This is a genomic window from Actinomadura scrupuli (assembly GCF_050971785.1).
GTDB classification, from domain to species: domain Bacteria; phylum Actinomycetota; class Actinomycetes; order Streptosporangiales; family Streptosporangiaceae; genus Actinomadura_E; species Actinomadura_E scrupuli.
Genome location: NZ_JBPCCU010000002.1, coordinates 172,774 through 186,870, shown reverse-complemented (window position 1 = coordinate 186,870; position 14,097 = coordinate 172,774). Strand labels below are relative to the sequence as shown.

Genomic DNA, 14,097 nt, shown 5'->3' with positions numbered 1-14,097 from the left:
AGCGGGCGAATTGTGAATGATCGCGAAAAGCACCGGTGTATGCCGCAGCCGGCGCCCTACCGGACGTCCCGCTGCGGGGCCTATCGGCGGGAACGCTCGAGAGCGTCCCAAAAGCCACGCCGGAGGGCATGCCGCACCTCGTCGTGCAGCAGGAAGTCGATGGGCAGCGAGGAACCCTGCAGCAACCGGGCCTCGAGGTCGGAGGGCATGCGGGGTTTGCGGGCCAGCACCGCTTCGAGCCAGAGCGCGGGCGCGTCGCGGGCGACCGACTCGCCGAAGTCCTGGCCCTCCTGGTGCGCCGCCTTGACCGCGTCCGACAGGGTCGGGGTGGCGGGCTGCATCGGCGCGGGCGTCATCGGCTGCGGCCCGGTGAAGGGGCCGTGCTGTGACTGTTGTTGCTGGGGCTGCTGGGGTTGCTGCTGGACCAGATGCTGGTGCTGCTGGGGTGGGGGCGGCGGCGGCATGAGATACGACGGGGCGCTCGACTGCGGCGGCGTGGGCGCGGCATGGATCGGGGCGCCCATGCCCATCGAGGAGTTGTGGGACCCGTTGCCCGTGTTGTGCGAGGAGCTCATGGAGGAGTTCATCGAGGAGCTCGGCAGCGGGGCCGAGAGCTGGGGCGGCGGGCCGCTGTGCGGGCCGGTCTGCATCGGCGCGATGGAGTTGCCGGTCGTGGCGGCGTGGCCGTTGGACAGCGGCGAGGACATCGACGACGAGGTCTCCCGGCCGTTCATGCCGTTCAGCAGGTTGACGTAGGGCCGCAGGTGGCCGGAGCCGATCTCGATGAGATCGTCGCACTCCTGGCGCAGCATCCGGGAGATGGTCCAGTTGCCTTCGACGGCCACGTGCACGACCGTCACCCGCACACCGAGATCCTGGGCGTCGGTGATGACCTGGGCGAGGTCCTCGTCTCCGCTGACCAGGATGGCGTCGGCGATGGCGCCGTTGCGGGCCAGCGTCATGAGATCCCGGTGGATCTCGGTGTCGACGCCCTCCCGCCGGCCGGGCCGGATCCGGCCCAGGCGCAGCTTGAGACCGGGCAGGTCCGCCAGCCCCTCGTGCTCGGGTGCCCGGCGCCCCTCGACCGTTGCCTCGTACCAGTAGCAGCGCAGCAGCGGCATGCCGGTGCGCTCACGGGCGAGATTGCCGAGCAGCTGGAGCAGCCCGCCGTAGTCCCATGACACGGTCTCTCGATGGCGGGTTCCGTGCACCGCCATCGCGCCGTCGGCCAGCAGATAGCCGGCGTCTACGAACAGCGCGCAACGATCCACGCGACACCGCCCTTCCTCAACAAGGGGCCCTTGTCAAGGACCCACTCCGCGGATGTGTTCGGGCATCCATAGCGTAGTGAAGTCCTCTCCGGCCGGAAGCCAATCAGGCGATTCGGCGTCGGCACCCGACCTGAACCATGGCCTTGGAGCAACCCCCCCGACCAGGGACATTGCTTGCGCGGACGCTACCAGTCGTTCCGTTCTGTCCGGAATATGTCCCCCATGATCTTTACGCGAAGGCATCGAGGATCTATCCCCGACGTGGGCGGACTGTACGAAGTCTTGGCCTCGATCCGGCGCCCCGGCGGCGCTGCCCGCGGTTCTTTTCCGCTCTAGGCGAGGGTCGCCTTGCCGACCTCGCTCATGGTGGTCTCGGTGTCGGAGGTGTTCCAGTGGACGGAGTTGTGCCGGCCGTCGATCCACACCGTCGCGAGCGCGTTGTCGAAGGTGGGCCGCTGGGTCAGCCGCCAGCTGAGCGCCGGCCGGGGCACCCGCGCCAGCTTCGCCAGCAGCCGTACGGGCGCGGCCACCGCCCGCCAGGAGGCCATGACGTTCGCCCATCGGAAGAACCCGACCAGCGGGTTGCGCATCGGCGAGCACACCACCTGGTAGATCGGCAGGCCGCGCACCTTGGCCAGGTAGGAGTAGTGCACGTCACCGGAGAGGAAGGCTATGGTCGCCGGGGCGGTGCCCCGTTCGCCCCGCGCCACGGCGGACACCGCCTCGGCGACCGTCCGGAACGAGTTCTCGAACGCCGCCCAGTGCTCCAGGTCGGCGGCCTGGCGCACCTTCTCCCCGAACGCGGCGCCGCGCCGTCCCCAGGCCCCGCCGGCCACCGCCTCGTTCCAGGATTCGGCGTGGTGGATGGCCGGCGGCAGCAGGTACGGCAGTGAGCTGGCGATGAGCAGATGGTCCACGCCGCCGGTGCACTGGGCGTCGAACCACGCCTGCTCCTCGTCGTCCAGCATCGCGCGCCGGTCGGCGGTCAGCAGCCGGGAGCAGCGGCTGTCGATGACGATGAGCCGGGTGCCGCCGAAGTCGTGGGCATAGCTCCACCGGGTGCTGGCCGGCTCCTTGTCGGCGCGCTCGGCGAACTCGTCCACGGCCTTCCCGGCGTCCCCGGTCCCCTCCCGTACGGTCGCGTACAGCGGGTCGGCGGCGCGATCGGACGGCGACAGGTTGCCCAGGTGCTGGTAGACCCAGTACGACCCGATGCCGCCGACGATGCGCCGCCGCCACCAGGGCTGCGCCCAGATCTGCTGCCGCCAGGCGTACGAGGTGTTCCAGTCGTCACGGATGTCGTGGTCGTCGAAGATGGTCAGCGTGGGCAGGGTGGACAGCAGCCAGCGCACGGCGGGGTCCTCGCCCCAGGCCAGCCGGTACAGCTCGGTGTACTCCTCGAAGTCGGCGATCTCGTCGTACGGCTCCGCGTCGAGGTCGCGCCGGCCCCGGATGAAGTCCCGCATCCGCTGGCCGGTGCTGTCGGCGTACACCTGGTCGCCGAGCATGAGCAGCACGCTGGGCCACGCACCGGGGCTCTCGGCCTCGCCGGTCGCGCCGGCGGCCGGTCCGGCGGCCAGCTGGTGGGCGAACGCCGACAACGCGTCGATCCCGTGCGACTCGATGGACGCCGGGGCCACCCGGCACGAGCCGAACGTCAGGCGCAACGGTGTGCCCTGGCCGCCGAGCGTGCGCAGGCGGCTGTCCGGGAAGGGCGACCCGGGCTCCGGCCAGACGGTCTCGTCGTCGAGGCTCACGCGGTACGGCGTCGCCGACCCGGGTTCCAGGCCCTCCACCTCCACCAGCGCGTAGTGATGATCGTGCAGGGTGAACGTCCGCGCGGTGGCGTCCGGAGCGCTCCCGTCACAGGTGACCCGGACCTCGCAGGGTCGGTCGGTCTCCACCCAGATGGTCGCGGTCCGTTCACCGACGTGACGGAGCAGGGGGCCAAGCACCAATCGACTCATACCTGGCTTCTTTAGCGGACCCCGGCGCTCCCGTCCACTCCACCGCAGCGACAGGGGGCTCGCCGGCGCCGGCTCCACGGGGAGGCGGCCGGTGTTCCCGATCACATGTGAACCTCTGGACCGTCGTGCATGGAGCACGGTGGAACTGCTCGGCGGCGTGGGGGCCGCCGGTGCCACGGTGATATCCGTGAGCGGGTTGCTCCTGCACTCGTGGCCCCTGGCGAGCGTCATCCTGGGCACGGTCGTAGTCGGGCTCGCGGGAACGAGATTCCTCTTCCCCTCGCACCGGAGCCGCTGCAGGTGGCGGGGGCCTTCACCATCGACGGGATGGGTGCCTGGTTCGTCGACGGTATCGACGGCGACGCGGGCAACGTGATCGGCCTGTCGCTGCCGGTGCTCCGCCGTCTCTTCACCGCCGTCGGCGTCCGGGTCACCGCACTGTGGGCCCAGCCGGAAGCCGTCCGCGAACCCGGCGGCGAGTCCACCGGGAGGTAGTTCGGCCTGTCGCCGGCACGGGCTCAGGCCGGTCCGGCGGCCTGAGGGTGGCGGGTTCCCGGCGGCAGCCGGGCGAGCGACCGCAGTGCGCCCTCGGCCGCGGTGCCCGGGGCGGCGCTGTAGATGATCAACGCGAGATCGGGGTCGTCCGGTGCCCGGAGGGAGACGTAGTCGAGGGCCAGCTCACCCGTGCGGGGATGCCGGAAGTGCTTGCGGCCGCGGGTCCTGCCGCGGACGTTGTGGTCGGCCCAGAGGCGGCGGAAGTCCGCGATGGCGGACAGCTCGTCGACGAGCGCGGCGAGCAGCGGGTCGCCGGGATGCCGGCCCGCGTCGAGGCGCAGGTGGGCGACCGTCTCGCGGGCCTTGTGCTCCCAGTCGGGGTATATCTCGCGGGAGGCAGGGTCCAGGAACACCAGCCGGGGCATGTTACGGCCGGCCGGCGGCAGTGCGGGGAAGTCGGCGACCAGGGTGCGGGCCAGGTCGTTCCAGGCGAGCACGTCCAGCCGGCGCCCCACCACGTACGCCGGCACGGCAGTGATCGCGGCCAGTGCCTGGCGCAACTCCGGGCCGACGCGCTGGGCCCGCGCGGGCCGCCCGGCCGTCATCGCGGGTACGGCGAGGTTGCGCAGGTGAGCGCGTTCGTCCTCGTCGAGCAGCAGCGCGCGGGCGACCGCGTCGAGCACGTCCGCGGACACGTTGCGAGCCCGTCCCTGCTCCAGGCGCGTGTAGTAATCGGCGCTCACCCCGGCCACCTGCGCGAGCTCCTCGCGACGCAGGCCGGGGACCCGCCGCCGCCCGCCGAACGGGGCGGCGCCGATGTCCTCGGGCCGCAGCCGGGCGCGCCGGGACCGCAGGAACTCCCCGAGCTGTCCGTTCTGCTCCATGACTGGCGAAACGACGGGGACCGGTCGGCTGTTCCTGGTCCTGGCGGACCCAGGCACGGCGGTCCTGGGCGGGGCGGGGCGATGGCTCATCATCTCCAGGTGCCGCAGGATGGGGCGCGTGAACCGGCCGGATCAGGAGACCCCCATGCGGTACGACGTCGTGCGCGAGCAGCTGGAGCTCGCGGTCGAGGACGGAGGGATGGGCGCCTACCTCGCCAGACCGCGGGCACCGGGACGTTTCCCCGGTGTGATCGTCGGCTTCGAGATGTTCGGGCTCACCTCCTACGTCCGGGAGGTCGCCGACCGGATCGCGGGCCTCGGGTACACCGCGATCGCACCGGACTTCTATCACCGCGCCGCCCCCGGCATCGCGCTCGCCGCGGACCCGGCGGGCCGCGCTCGGGGGTTCGAGCTGCTGGAGCAGGTGACCCGCCCCGGGGTGCTGAGTGATCTGCGGGCCGCGACGGACCGTCTGCGGGACGTCGCGGGCACGACCGGCAGGACCGGCATGGTGGGGTTCAGCTTCGGTGGCCATCTCGCCTACTTCGCCGCCACCCAGCTGGACCTCGCCGTGACGGTGGCCTTCTACCCCGGCTGGCTGCCGACCACCGACATAGCCCTCAGCCGTCCCGAACCGACCCTGGCGCTCACGCCCGGCATCGCCCGTCACGACGGTCGCCTGCTGGTCCTGATCGGGGACCAGGACCATGCCGTGCCGCCCGGTCACGTCCGTGCGGTGACCGAGCGGCTCGCCGCCGACGGCGTACGGCACGAGGTGGTCGTCTATCCCGGGACCCCGCACGGCTTCGCCTGCCATGAGCGCGACACCTTCCGCCCCGCCGTGGCCGAAGACGCGTGGCGGCGCGTGGAGGCACTCCTCGCCGCCGAGCTGCCGGGCGATTAGCCGCACCCGTCACGGAATACGGGCGTCCCTCAGAAGGGGAACTCGTGCGGGCCGCTCGTCACCGTGAGCAGTGCGTCTTGCGGGGGCGGGCGGTCATTCGTACTCGGTGCCGCCCTTGCGGGTGAGGTAGGCGGCCGAGACGAACTTGGCGATGGCCCGGCCGCCGGTGATCGGGCTGTGGCGCTCGGTGGCGGCCCGGACCACCAGCCCTTCCCGCAGGTGGGCCGCCTTGCCGGACACCGTCTCCCGGCCGGTGGCCAGCTCCAGCAGCGCCGCCTCGTCGTACGGACCGGTGTAGAGCCGCGGCACCTCCGGCAGTTCGACCTTGCGGAGCAGGCCGGTGAGCTCGTCGGGATCCAGCCAGCGCAGCCGGCCGTCGCCCGACGCCACCGCGAGGTCGAACACGGCGTAGCCCGGCAGCGCACCCTTGGCGTTGGTGCCGTAGTGCAGATCCTGCACGCCCTGGCCGAACGCCTCACCGAAGACGCCGACCCGGTCCGCGCCCAGCAGTTCGCCGATCCGCGCCGCCTTCGCGGGCACGTCGTACGCCTCGATCGTCCGCCAGTACAGGTTCGCCGGGTTGCGCACGATCGCGAGCCGCTTGCCGCCGAACCCCTTCGAGGAGACGTACGGCTCGCCGCCGACCAGGCTGAAGAGACAGGCGGAGCCGTGCACCTTCTCGGTCGCGGCCACCTGCTCACCCGGCTCGAAGATGCCCGGGTACCGCTTGATGTCCTCGATCTCGATCCACGGGATGAGGTCCGGCGCCTGGATCATCTCGCCGGCCATGTGCACCGGGATCTCCGGTACCCACTTGGTGACTCCGAGCACCTCCGCGAAGTCCTGCCCGGCTTCGTGCGCCCGCGCCAGGTCAAGGCCGTCCACAGCCTGTGGACGGCAGACGATGCCCTGCGAGAGCTCGCCGCGCAGCCGTACGGCCTTGACCCGGTTGTGCCCCGAGCCCGCCAGCCTGCCGGTGAGACCGAGCTCCTCGATCAGGTCGTCGGGCAGCAGCGAGCCTTCCGGGATGTACAGGGCCCAGTCGCCGGTGCGGTACAGCCCCTTGGCGACCACGGCGTGGTAGAGCCCGACCTGGGCCAGTTCCAGGGCGTCGGCGTTGTCATGCGGATGAATCGTCAGCTGCTCCGCGGTCACCCGGAGGGTCGACATGGAAGTCCCTTTCTGCGGGGAGTCCCGACCAGGCTGACAGCCGTCAGGGACGTCCGGCAAAGCGTTTTCGCCGCCCCGGCAGATCCCGCCCCGGCCCTCCGCCCCCATCCCTCCGTGATCATGCAATCGTTCGACGAACGATTGCATGATCACTGGCAGGTTCGATCTCTGGCCGAGCCCGCACGGCTGTGGAAGCGTACGGGTGTCGGGGCGCGGACGTCCCCGTACAGACGAGGCGGGCACGGCCGGTAGAGGAGCAGCATGCGTATCGGAATCCTGGGCGCCGCCCGTATCGCCCCTGCCGCGCTGATCAGGCCCGCCCGCGCCGTCGACGGCGTCGAGGTGACGGCGGTGGCGGCACGGGACGCGAACCGGGCCCGGGCGTTCGCCGCCAGGCACGGGATACCAGAGGTGCACGACTCGTACCGGACGCTGCTGGACGCTGTCGACGCCGTCTACATCCCGCTCCCGAACTCGCTGCACGCGGATTGGACGCTGCGGGCGCTGGAGGCCGGCAGGCACGTGCTGTGCGAGAAGCCGTTCACGTCGAACGCCGACGAGGCACGCGAGATCGCCGAGGTGACGGCCGCGAGCGGTCTCACGGTGATGGAGGCGTTCCACTATCGCTATCACCCGCTGGCATCGCGCATGGCGGAGATCGCTCACCAGGAGCTCGGACGGATCACACATGTGGAGACGTCCATGTGCTTCCCGCTGCCGAGGTTCTCCGACATCCGCTATCAGCTCGATCTCGCGGGCGGGGCGACCATGGACGCGGGCTGTTACGCCCTTCACTGTCTCCGGCTGCTCGGCCCCGGCACACCCGAGGTGACCGGGGCACGTGCGCTGCTCCGAAGCCCGGGAGTGGACCGCGCCATGACCGCGGACCTCCGCTTTCCGGAGGGCGCGACCGGGCGGATCACCGCCTCCCTGTGGTCGCGTTCCCTGCTTCGCCTGGGGGCGCGGGTCGTCGGTGAACGCGGCACCATGAGCGTTTTCAACTATGCGATGCCGCAGGCGTACCACCGCCTGCGGGTCACCGTCGACGGCCGCACCCGGCGGGAGAAGGTCCGGGGCGAGGCCACCTACACCTGCCAGCTACGGGCCTTCGAGGCGGCGGTCCGCGGCGAGGACACCAACCTCACCCCGCCCTCGGACTCCGTGGCCACGATGAGACTGATCGACGACGTCTACCGTGCCGCGGGACTCCAGCCGCGGATGGCCTGAGCGATCAGCGTTCCAGGCGTTCCAGGTGTTCGAGGCAGAGGTGTGGACAGGGACAATTTGCCTGATCTATGGTCTGGCCACCCGTCGCGTACGGACCACCCATCCCGAGGGGCCCGGGCCGGGGCACAGGAGGAGCGACATGCAGTTGCTGGACGAGGCGACATGGCGGGGCAAGATCTTCGTGGGCGGGGCGTGGGCCACGGGCTCCGGCGGGGACCGTCCGGTCATGGAGCCGGCCACCGGCGCCGAGATCGGCCGGTACGGCGTGGCCACCGCGGACGACCTGGCCAAGGCGGCCGAGACCGCCTCCTCCGCCCAGCGCGAGTGGGCCGCCCTGCCCTACCCGGCGCGGGCGGCCGTGCTGCGCAAGGCCGGGGACCTGTGGACCGAGCACGCCGAGGAGATCTCCGGCTGGAACATCCGCGAGGTCGGCGCGATCCCGGCGATGGCCGGCTTCGCCGTCCACGTCGCGGCCCAGGAGTGCTACGAGGCGTCCGCGCTGCCCAGCCGCGCCTACGGTGAGCTCATCCCGAGCGAGGAGCCGCGGCTGTCCATGGCCCGCCGGGTCCCCGCCGGCGTGGTGGGCGTCATCTCACCGTTCAACGTCCCGATCATCCTCGGCATCCGGTCGGTGGCCCCGGCGCTGGCGCTCGGCAACGCGGTCATCCTCAAGCCGGACCCGCGTACGGCCGTCACCGGCGGCGTCACCATCGCGCGCGTCTTCGAGGAGGCGGGCCTTCCCCCCGGCGTCCTGCAGGTGCTCCCCGGTGGGGTCGACGTCGGCGAGGCACTGGTCACCCACCCGCTCATCCGGGTCATCTCCTTCACCGGCTCCACCGCCGCCGGCCGCCGGGTCGGCGAGCTGGCCGGCAAGCACCTCAAGCGGGCGCACCTGGAGCTGGGCGGCAACTCGGCACTGGTCGTGCTGGACGATGTCGACGTCGACCAGGCCGTGTCGCTGGCGGCCTTCGGTGCCTTCTTCCACCAGGGCCAGATCTGCATGACCGTCGGCCGCCACATCGTCCACGAGGCGGTCTACGACGACTTCGTCGAGCGGCTGGCGGGCAAGGCGGCCCACCTGCCGGTCGGGGACCCGGCGGCGGGGGAGGTAGCGCTCGGCCCGGTCATCGACGCCGGCCAGCGGGACAAGATCCACAACCTGGTGACCGCGTCCCGCGAGGCCGGGGCCCGGGTGGCCGCCGGCGGCGAGTATGCGGACCTGTTCTACCGGCCGACCGTGCTCGCCGAGACCCCGGCGGACGCACCGGCCTACCGGGAGGAGGTCTTCGGCCCGGTCGCCTCGGTCATCAGGGTCTCCAGCGTGGACGAGGCCGCCCGGCTCGCCGCGGACAGCGCGTACGGGCTGTCACTGGGCATCGTGACCCGCGACGTCATGAAGGGCCTGGCGCTCGCCGACCGGATCCCGTCCGGCATCGTGCACATCAACGACCAGACCGTCAGCGACGAGGCGAACGTGCCCTTCGGGGGAGTCGGCGCGTCCGGCACCGGCTCCCGGTTCGGCGGCCCGGCCGCCAACGTGGAGGCGTTCACCGAGACCCGCTGGGTCACCGTCCGCAGCGAGCCGCCCGCCTACCCGTTCTGAGGTACTCCGGCCGGGCGGTCTCCTCGTGGCGGGAGACCGCCCGGCCGGCTCAGCCGGACCGGACGACGAGCTTGTCCGCGGGCTCGTCGAGGTCCACGACCACCTCCTGGCCGTCGTGGATCTCGCCGGCCAGCAGCGCGCGGGCGAGCTGGTCCCCGATGGCGGACTGCACCAGCCGCCGGAGCGGGCGCGCCCCGTACAGCGGGTCGTACCCGGTCAGCGCCAGCCACTCGCGGGCGGCGGGCGTCACGGTGAGGACGAGCTGCCGGTCCGCGAGCCGCCTGGCCAGCCGCTCGACCTGCAGATCGACGATCCGGGTGAGCTCCACCGTGGACAGCGCGTCGAAGATGATCACATCGTCCAGCCGGTTGAGGAACTCCGGCTTGAACGACGCCCGCACCGTGTTCATCACGGCCTCGCGCAGCGCGTCGGCCCGCTGCACGCTGCCGGGTTCCGCCGGGGAGCCGTTCGCCATCGCCGCCTCGATGAGCAGCTGCGAGCCGAGGTTGGAGGTCATGATCAGGATGGCGTTGCGGAAGTCGACCGTACGGCCCTGGCCGTCGGTCAGCCGGCCGTCGTCGAGCACCTGCAGGAGCACGTCGAAGACCTCGGGATGGGCCTTCTCCGCCTCGTCGAGCAGGACCACGGTGTACGGCCTGCGGCGGACGGCCTCGGTGAGCTGCCCGCCCTCCTCGTACCCGATGTAGCCGGGAGGCGCGCCGACCAGGCGGGCTACCGAGTGCTTCTCGGCGTACTCGCTCATGTCGATGCGGATCATCGCCCGCTCGTCGTCGAACAGGAAGTCGGCCAGCGCCTTGGCCAGCTCGGTCTTGCCGACGCCCGTCGGGCCGAGGAACAGGAACGAGCCGGTGGGCCGATCCGGGTCGGCGATGCCCGCGCGGGCCCGCCGTACGGCGTCGGACACGGCCCGTACGGCCGCGGACTGGCCGATCAGCCGGCGTCCGAGCTCGTCCTCCATGCGCAGCAGCTTGGCGGTCTCGCCCTCCAGCAGCCGGCCGGCCGGGATGCCGGTCCAGGCGGCGACGACATCCGCGATGTCGTCCGGGCCGACCTGTTCCTTCACCATGGCCTCGCGGTTCTCGGCGGCCTCCGAGGCGGCGGCGATCTCCTTCTCCAGCACGGGGATCTCCCCGTAGGTGAGCCGGGCCGAGGTCTCCAGGTCGCCGTCGCGCTGGGCCCGCTCGGCCTCGCCGCGCAGCTGGTCCAGGCGCTTCTTGAGCTCACCGACCTTGTTGAGGCCGGCCTTCTCCTGCTCCCAGCGGCCGACCAGGGCGTTGAGCCCCTCCTGCTTGTCGGCCAGGTCTCTGCGCAGCCGTTCCAGCCGCTGCTTGGAGGCGTCGTCGGACTCCTTGGAGAGGGCGAGCTCCTCCATCGTCAGCCGGTCCACCGAACGCTGCAGCTCGTCGATCTCCAGGGGCCGGGAGTCGATCTCCATCCGGAGCCGGGAGGCCGCCTCGTCCACCAGGTCGATGGCCTTGTCGGGCAGGAACCGGGCGGTGATGTAGCGATCGGACAGTGTCGCGGCCGCCACCAGCGCCGCGTCGGAGATCTGCACCTGGTGGTGGGCCTCGTACCGGCCCTTGAGGCCGCGCAGGATGGCGATGGTGTCCTCGACCGTCGGCTCGCCCACGAGGACCTGCTGGAAGCGCCGCTCCAGGGCGGCGTCCTTCTCGATCCGCTCGCGGTACTCGTCCAGCGTGGTCGCGCCGATCATGCGCAGCTCGCCGCGGGCCAGCATCGGCTTGAGCATGTTGCCGGCGTCCATGGCGCCTTCGGCCGCGCCCGCGCCGACCATGGTGTGCAGCTCGTCGATGAACGTGATGACCTGGCCGTTGCTCTCCTTGATCTCGTTGAGCACGGCCTTGAGGCGCTCCTCGAACTCACCGCGGTACTTCGCTCCCGCGACCATCGCGCTCAGGTCCAGCGCGATCAGCCGCTTGCCGCGCAGCGACTCGGGCACGTCGGCCGCCACGATGCGCTGCGCCAGGCCCTCGACCACGGCCGTCTTGCCGACACCCGGCTCCCCGATCAGCACCGGGTTGTTCTTGGTGCGCCGGCTGAGCACCTGGACGACCCGCCGGATCTCGGCGTCCCGGCCGATCACCGGGTCGATCTTGCCCTCGCGGGCCCGCTCGGTGAGGTCCACCCCGTACTTGGTCAGGGACTGGTAGGTCTCCTCAGGGTTCTCGCTGGTGACCCGGGCATGCCCGCGCACCTTCTCGAACGCGTCGAGCAGTGCTTGCGGGGTCGCGCCGCCGTCCTTCAGCAGGGTGGCGATGGGACCGCCGTCGGTGGCCAGCCCGACCAGCAGGTGCTCGGTCGAGACGTACTCGTCCTCGAGCTGCTTGGCACGGTTGGCGGCGGTGTTGAGCACGACCAGCAACTGGCGCGACATCTGCGGCGGGCCGACGGTGGAACCGGCGGCCTTGGGCAGCTCGGCCAGCTTCTCCTCGGTCCTGCGGCGCAGCGCCTGCCAGTCGGTCCCGACCGCCTCGAGCAGCGGCACGGCGGTGCCTTCGCCCTGACTCAGCAGGGCCACGAGCAGATGCGCCGGCTCCACCTGGGGATTGCCCTCGGTCGCCGCCCGCCGGACGGCCACCGACACGGCCTCCTGGCTCTTCTGCGTCAGCTTGTAATCCACGTCTTCGCTCCCACGGGTGACCCCATCCGCTCCGTGCGGGCGCGGTGCGCCGGGCGCACGGAGAGATGCGGAGGGTGTGTCAGGTTTGGTCGTTGTTCTTGTTCTGCTGTCGCCACAGGACGACGCTGGTCTGCCGGATCGGCACCAGGTCGGTGCCGCCCTGGGCGGGTACGTTGCGCAACTGGGCGAGCCGGGCGGCGACCGACCGGGTCGACTCGAGCTCGTTGCCCAGCTCGTCGATCAGTGCGTGCAGCCGGATGAGTTCCTCACGCAGCTCCACGGTCTCGCGCTGTAGTTCGAGGATGTGCTTGATGCCGGCCAGGTTGATGCCCTCCTCCTGGGAGAGCCGCTGGATCTCGCGCAGCATGACGATGTCGCGCATCGAGTAACGGCGGCCGCGCCCCGACGTCCGGCCCGGTGAGACCAGCCCCATCCGGTCATAGGTGCGCAGCGTCTGCGGATGCAGGCCGGACAACTGGGCGGCCACCGAGATGACATAAACGGGAGTGTCGTCGGGAAAGGTCATAACGATGGCCTCCCATATTCATGGCGCTCGCTGCGCTCGCGCGGTTCGCGGGCGCTTTGACGCGGTGGCTTCCCTCGTCGCGTGCTCGCTCGTTCCTCGCTGCGCGCGCTCCTCAGTCCAGCCACCGCGCGCCCGCTCACGTGGCCATGGCGCTCGCCGCGCCTGGTCACGTGTTCATGGCGTTCGCCGCGCGTGGTCACGACCTCATCCTTCCCGGGCCTGTTGCAGCAACTCGCCGCGCAGGTCTTCGCCGTTGTCGGCGGCACGGAGTTGCTCCAGCGCCGCGCGGCTGGTGTCGTCGAGCTTCTGCGGCACCTGGACGTCGACCGTGACGAGCAGGTCGCCCTTGGTGCCGTCGCGGCGGGTGGCCCCCCGGCCGCGGACCCGGAAGGTCCGGCCGTTGGGAGTGCCCGCGGGGATGCGCAGGGTCACCGGGGCCGCGCCGTGGGTGGGCACCTCGATGTCGCCACCGAGGGCGGCCTCGGGGAAGGTCACCGGCACGGTGACGGTCAGGTTGTCGCCGCTGCGGCCGAACACCTTGTGCGGCTTCACCTTGATGTTGACGTAGAGATCTCCGGCGGGGCCGCCGTTCTCGCCGGGCGCCCCCTTGCTCTTCAGCCGGATCTTCTGGCCGTCCCCGACGCCCGCCGGGATCCTGGCCTGGATCGTACGGGTGCCGGTCGCCCGGCCGCTGCCGTGGCAGGTGGTGCACGGGTCGTCGACGACCAGGCCCCGGCCGCGGCACTCGTGGCAGGGCTCGGAGAAGGAGAAGCTGCCCATGTTGCGGCTCTCCTGGCCGGTGCCCTCACACGAGGGGCAGACCCGGGGGACCGTACCGGTCTTGGCACCGGTGCCCCGGCAGGTCGGGCAGGACGCCTCGCTGGTCAGCCGGAGCGGCACGGTCAGGCCGGACAGCGCCTCGGCGAACGTCAGCGTGACCTCGGTCTCCACGTCGGTGCCACGGCGGGCCCGCCGGCTGGTCTGCTGCCGGGTGGCGCCGCCGCGGTTGAACAGGCCGCCGAACAGGTCGCCGATGCGCTCGCCGGGGCCGCTCTGCCCGAACAGGTCGCCGAGGTCGCCGAAGCCTCCGCCGGGCTGGCCGCGGAATCCGCCGACCCCGAAGGCGCGGGCCTCGTCGTACTCCTTGCGGCGCTTGTCGTCCGACAGCACGTCGTAGGCTTCGGAGATCTCCTTGAACCGGTCCTCGGCGTCGGTGTCACCCTTGTTGGCGTCTGGGTGGAACTTCCGCGCCAGCTTCCGGTAGGACTTCTTGATCTCCTCGGAGCTGGCGGTCTTCGTGACACCGAGGACCTTGTAGTAGTCCTTCTCCAAATAGTCCTTGGTGCTCACAAACGCCCCTTCATCTTCTGCTGTGGGGTGTCCGGGCA

Annotated in this window: 11 protein-coding genes; 4 read left to right on the top strand and 7 right to left on the bottom strand. The window is 71.4% G+C overall.

Going from position 1 to position 14,097, the window contains the following annotated elements; genetic code table 11:
• Positions 1-80: 80 nt before the first annotated feature.
• Positions 81-1,271, bottom strand: a complete 1,191-nt coding sequence (locus tag ACRYCC_RS08535; RefSeq protein ID WP_433810092.1) for an NYN domain-containing protein — start codon at positions 1,269-1,271, stop codon at positions 81-83.
• Between the two features lie 332 nt (positions 1,272-1,603).
• Positions 1,604-3,238 (bottom strand): alkaline phosphatase D family protein, encoded by a 1,635-nt coding sequence (locus tag ACRYCC_RS08530; RefSeq protein WP_433810091.1) that lies wholly within the window; start codon positions 3,236-3,238, stop codon positions 1,604-1,606.
• 129 nt (positions 3,239-3,367) lie between these two features.
• Here ACRYCC_RS08530 and ACRYCC_RS08525 point away from each other — a divergent pair, with 129 nt between their 5' ends.
• Complete coding sequence (locus tag ACRYCC_RS08525) at positions 3,368-3,733, top strand: Maf family protein (protein ID WP_433810090.1); 366 nt, start codon at positions 3,368-3,370, stop codon at positions 3,731-3,733.
• A gap of 23 nt (positions 3,734-3,756) precedes the next feature.
• Here ACRYCC_RS08525 and ACRYCC_RS08520 read toward each other — a convergent pair whose 3' ends face one another.
• A complete protein-coding gene (locus tag ACRYCC_RS08520; RefSeq protein WP_433810089.1) occupies positions 3,757-4,617 on the bottom strand; it encodes a helix-turn-helix transcriptional regulator in 861 nt (286 codons plus the stop codon).
• Positions 4,618-4,762: 145 nt separating this feature from the next.
• Here ACRYCC_RS08520 and ACRYCC_RS08515 point away from each other — a divergent pair, with 145 nt between their 5' ends.
• The gene (locus ACRYCC_RS08515) at positions 4,763-5,521 is read left to right on the top strand and encodes a dienelactone hydrolase family protein (protein ID WP_433810088.1); all 759 of its coding nucleotides are present in this window, start codon (positions 4,763-4,765) and stop codon (positions 5,519-5,521) included.
• 93 nt (positions 5,522-5,614) lie between these two features.
• Here ACRYCC_RS08515 and ACRYCC_RS08510 read toward each other — a convergent pair whose 3' ends face one another.
• Positions 5,615-6,691, bottom strand: coding sequence for an RNA ligase (ATP) (locus tag ACRYCC_RS08510; protein ID WP_433810087.1), 1,077 nt, complete (start codon positions 6,689-6,691; stop codon positions 5,615-5,617).
• 261 nt (positions 6,692-6,952) lie between these two features.
• Between ACRYCC_RS08510 and ACRYCC_RS08505 the strand changes: the two genes are divergently transcribed.
• Entirely contained in the window at positions 6,953-7,918 is a 966-nt protein-coding gene (locus ACRYCC_RS08505) for a Gfo/Idh/MocA family protein (RefSeq protein WP_433810086.1), read from the top strand.
• A gap of 139 nt (positions 7,919-8,057) precedes the next feature.
• Entirely contained in the window at positions 8,058-9,521 is a 1,464-nt protein-coding gene (locus ACRYCC_RS08500; protein ID WP_433810085.1) for a benzaldehyde dehydrogenase, read from the top strand.
• 49 nt (positions 9,522-9,570) lie between these two features.
• On the opposite strand, the gene clpB is transcribed toward ACRYCC_RS08500, so the two are convergent.
• From clpB to dnaJ, 3 genes are all read right to left on the bottom strand, one after another.
• A complete protein-coding gene (clpB, locus tag ACRYCC_RS08495; RefSeq protein ID WP_433810084.1) occupies positions 9,571-12,183 on the bottom strand; it encodes an ATP-dependent chaperone ClpB in 2,613 nt (870 codons plus the stop codon).
• A gap of 79 nt (positions 12,184-12,262) precedes the next feature.
• Positions 12,263-12,709: a heat shock protein transcriptional repressor HspR gene (locus tag ACRYCC_RS08490; protein WP_433810083.1), complete on the bottom strand. Its 447-nt coding sequence runs from the start codon at positions 12,707-12,709 to the stop codon at positions 12,263-12,265.
• A gap of 204 nt (positions 12,710-12,913) precedes the next feature.
• Positions 12,914-14,059, bottom strand: coding sequence for a molecular chaperone DnaJ (gene dnaJ / locus ACRYCC_RS08485; protein ID WP_433810082.1), 1,146 nt, complete (start codon positions 14,057-14,059; stop codon positions 12,914-12,916).
• Between the last annotated feature and the right edge of the window lie 38 nt (positions 14,060-14,097).

What these genes read in the sequence shown, in the direction of transcription:
- ACRYCC_RS08530 (WP_433810091.1), bottom strand. Translation starts at nt 3,238, where the DNA reads ATGAGTCGATTGGTGCTTGGCCCCCTGCTCCGTCACGTCGGTGAACGG.
- ACRYCC_RS08510 (WP_433810087.1), bottom strand. Translation starts at nt 6,691, where the DNA reads ATGTCGACCCTCCGGGTGACCGCGGAGCAGCTGACGATTCATCCGCAT.
- ACRYCC_RS08515 (WP_433810088.1), top strand. Translation starts at nt 4,763, where the DNA reads ATGCGGTACGACGTCGTGCGCGAGCAGCTGGAGCTCGCGGTCGAGGAC.
- ACRYCC_RS08525 (WP_433810090.1), top strand. Translation starts at nt 3,368, where the DNA reads ATGGAGCACGGTGGAACTGCTCGGCGGCGTGGGGGCCGCCGGTGCCAC.
- ACRYCC_RS08505 (WP_433810086.1), top strand. Translation starts at nt 6,953, where the DNA reads ATGCGTATCGGAATCCTGGGCGCCGCCCGTATCGCCCCTGCCGCGCTG.
- ACRYCC_RS08490 (WP_433810083.1), bottom strand. Translation starts at nt 12,709, where the DNA reads ATGACCTTTCCCGACGACACTCCCGTTTATGTCATCTCGGTGGCCGCC.
- ACRYCC_RS08520 (WP_433810089.1), bottom strand. Translation starts at nt 4,617, where the DNA reads ATGGAGCAGAACGGACAGCTCGGGGAGTTCCTGCGGTCCCGGCGCGCC.
- ACRYCC_RS08500 (WP_433810085.1), top strand. Translation starts at nt 8,058, where the DNA reads ATGCAGTTGCTGGACGAGGCGACATGGCGGGGCAAGATCTTCGTGGGC.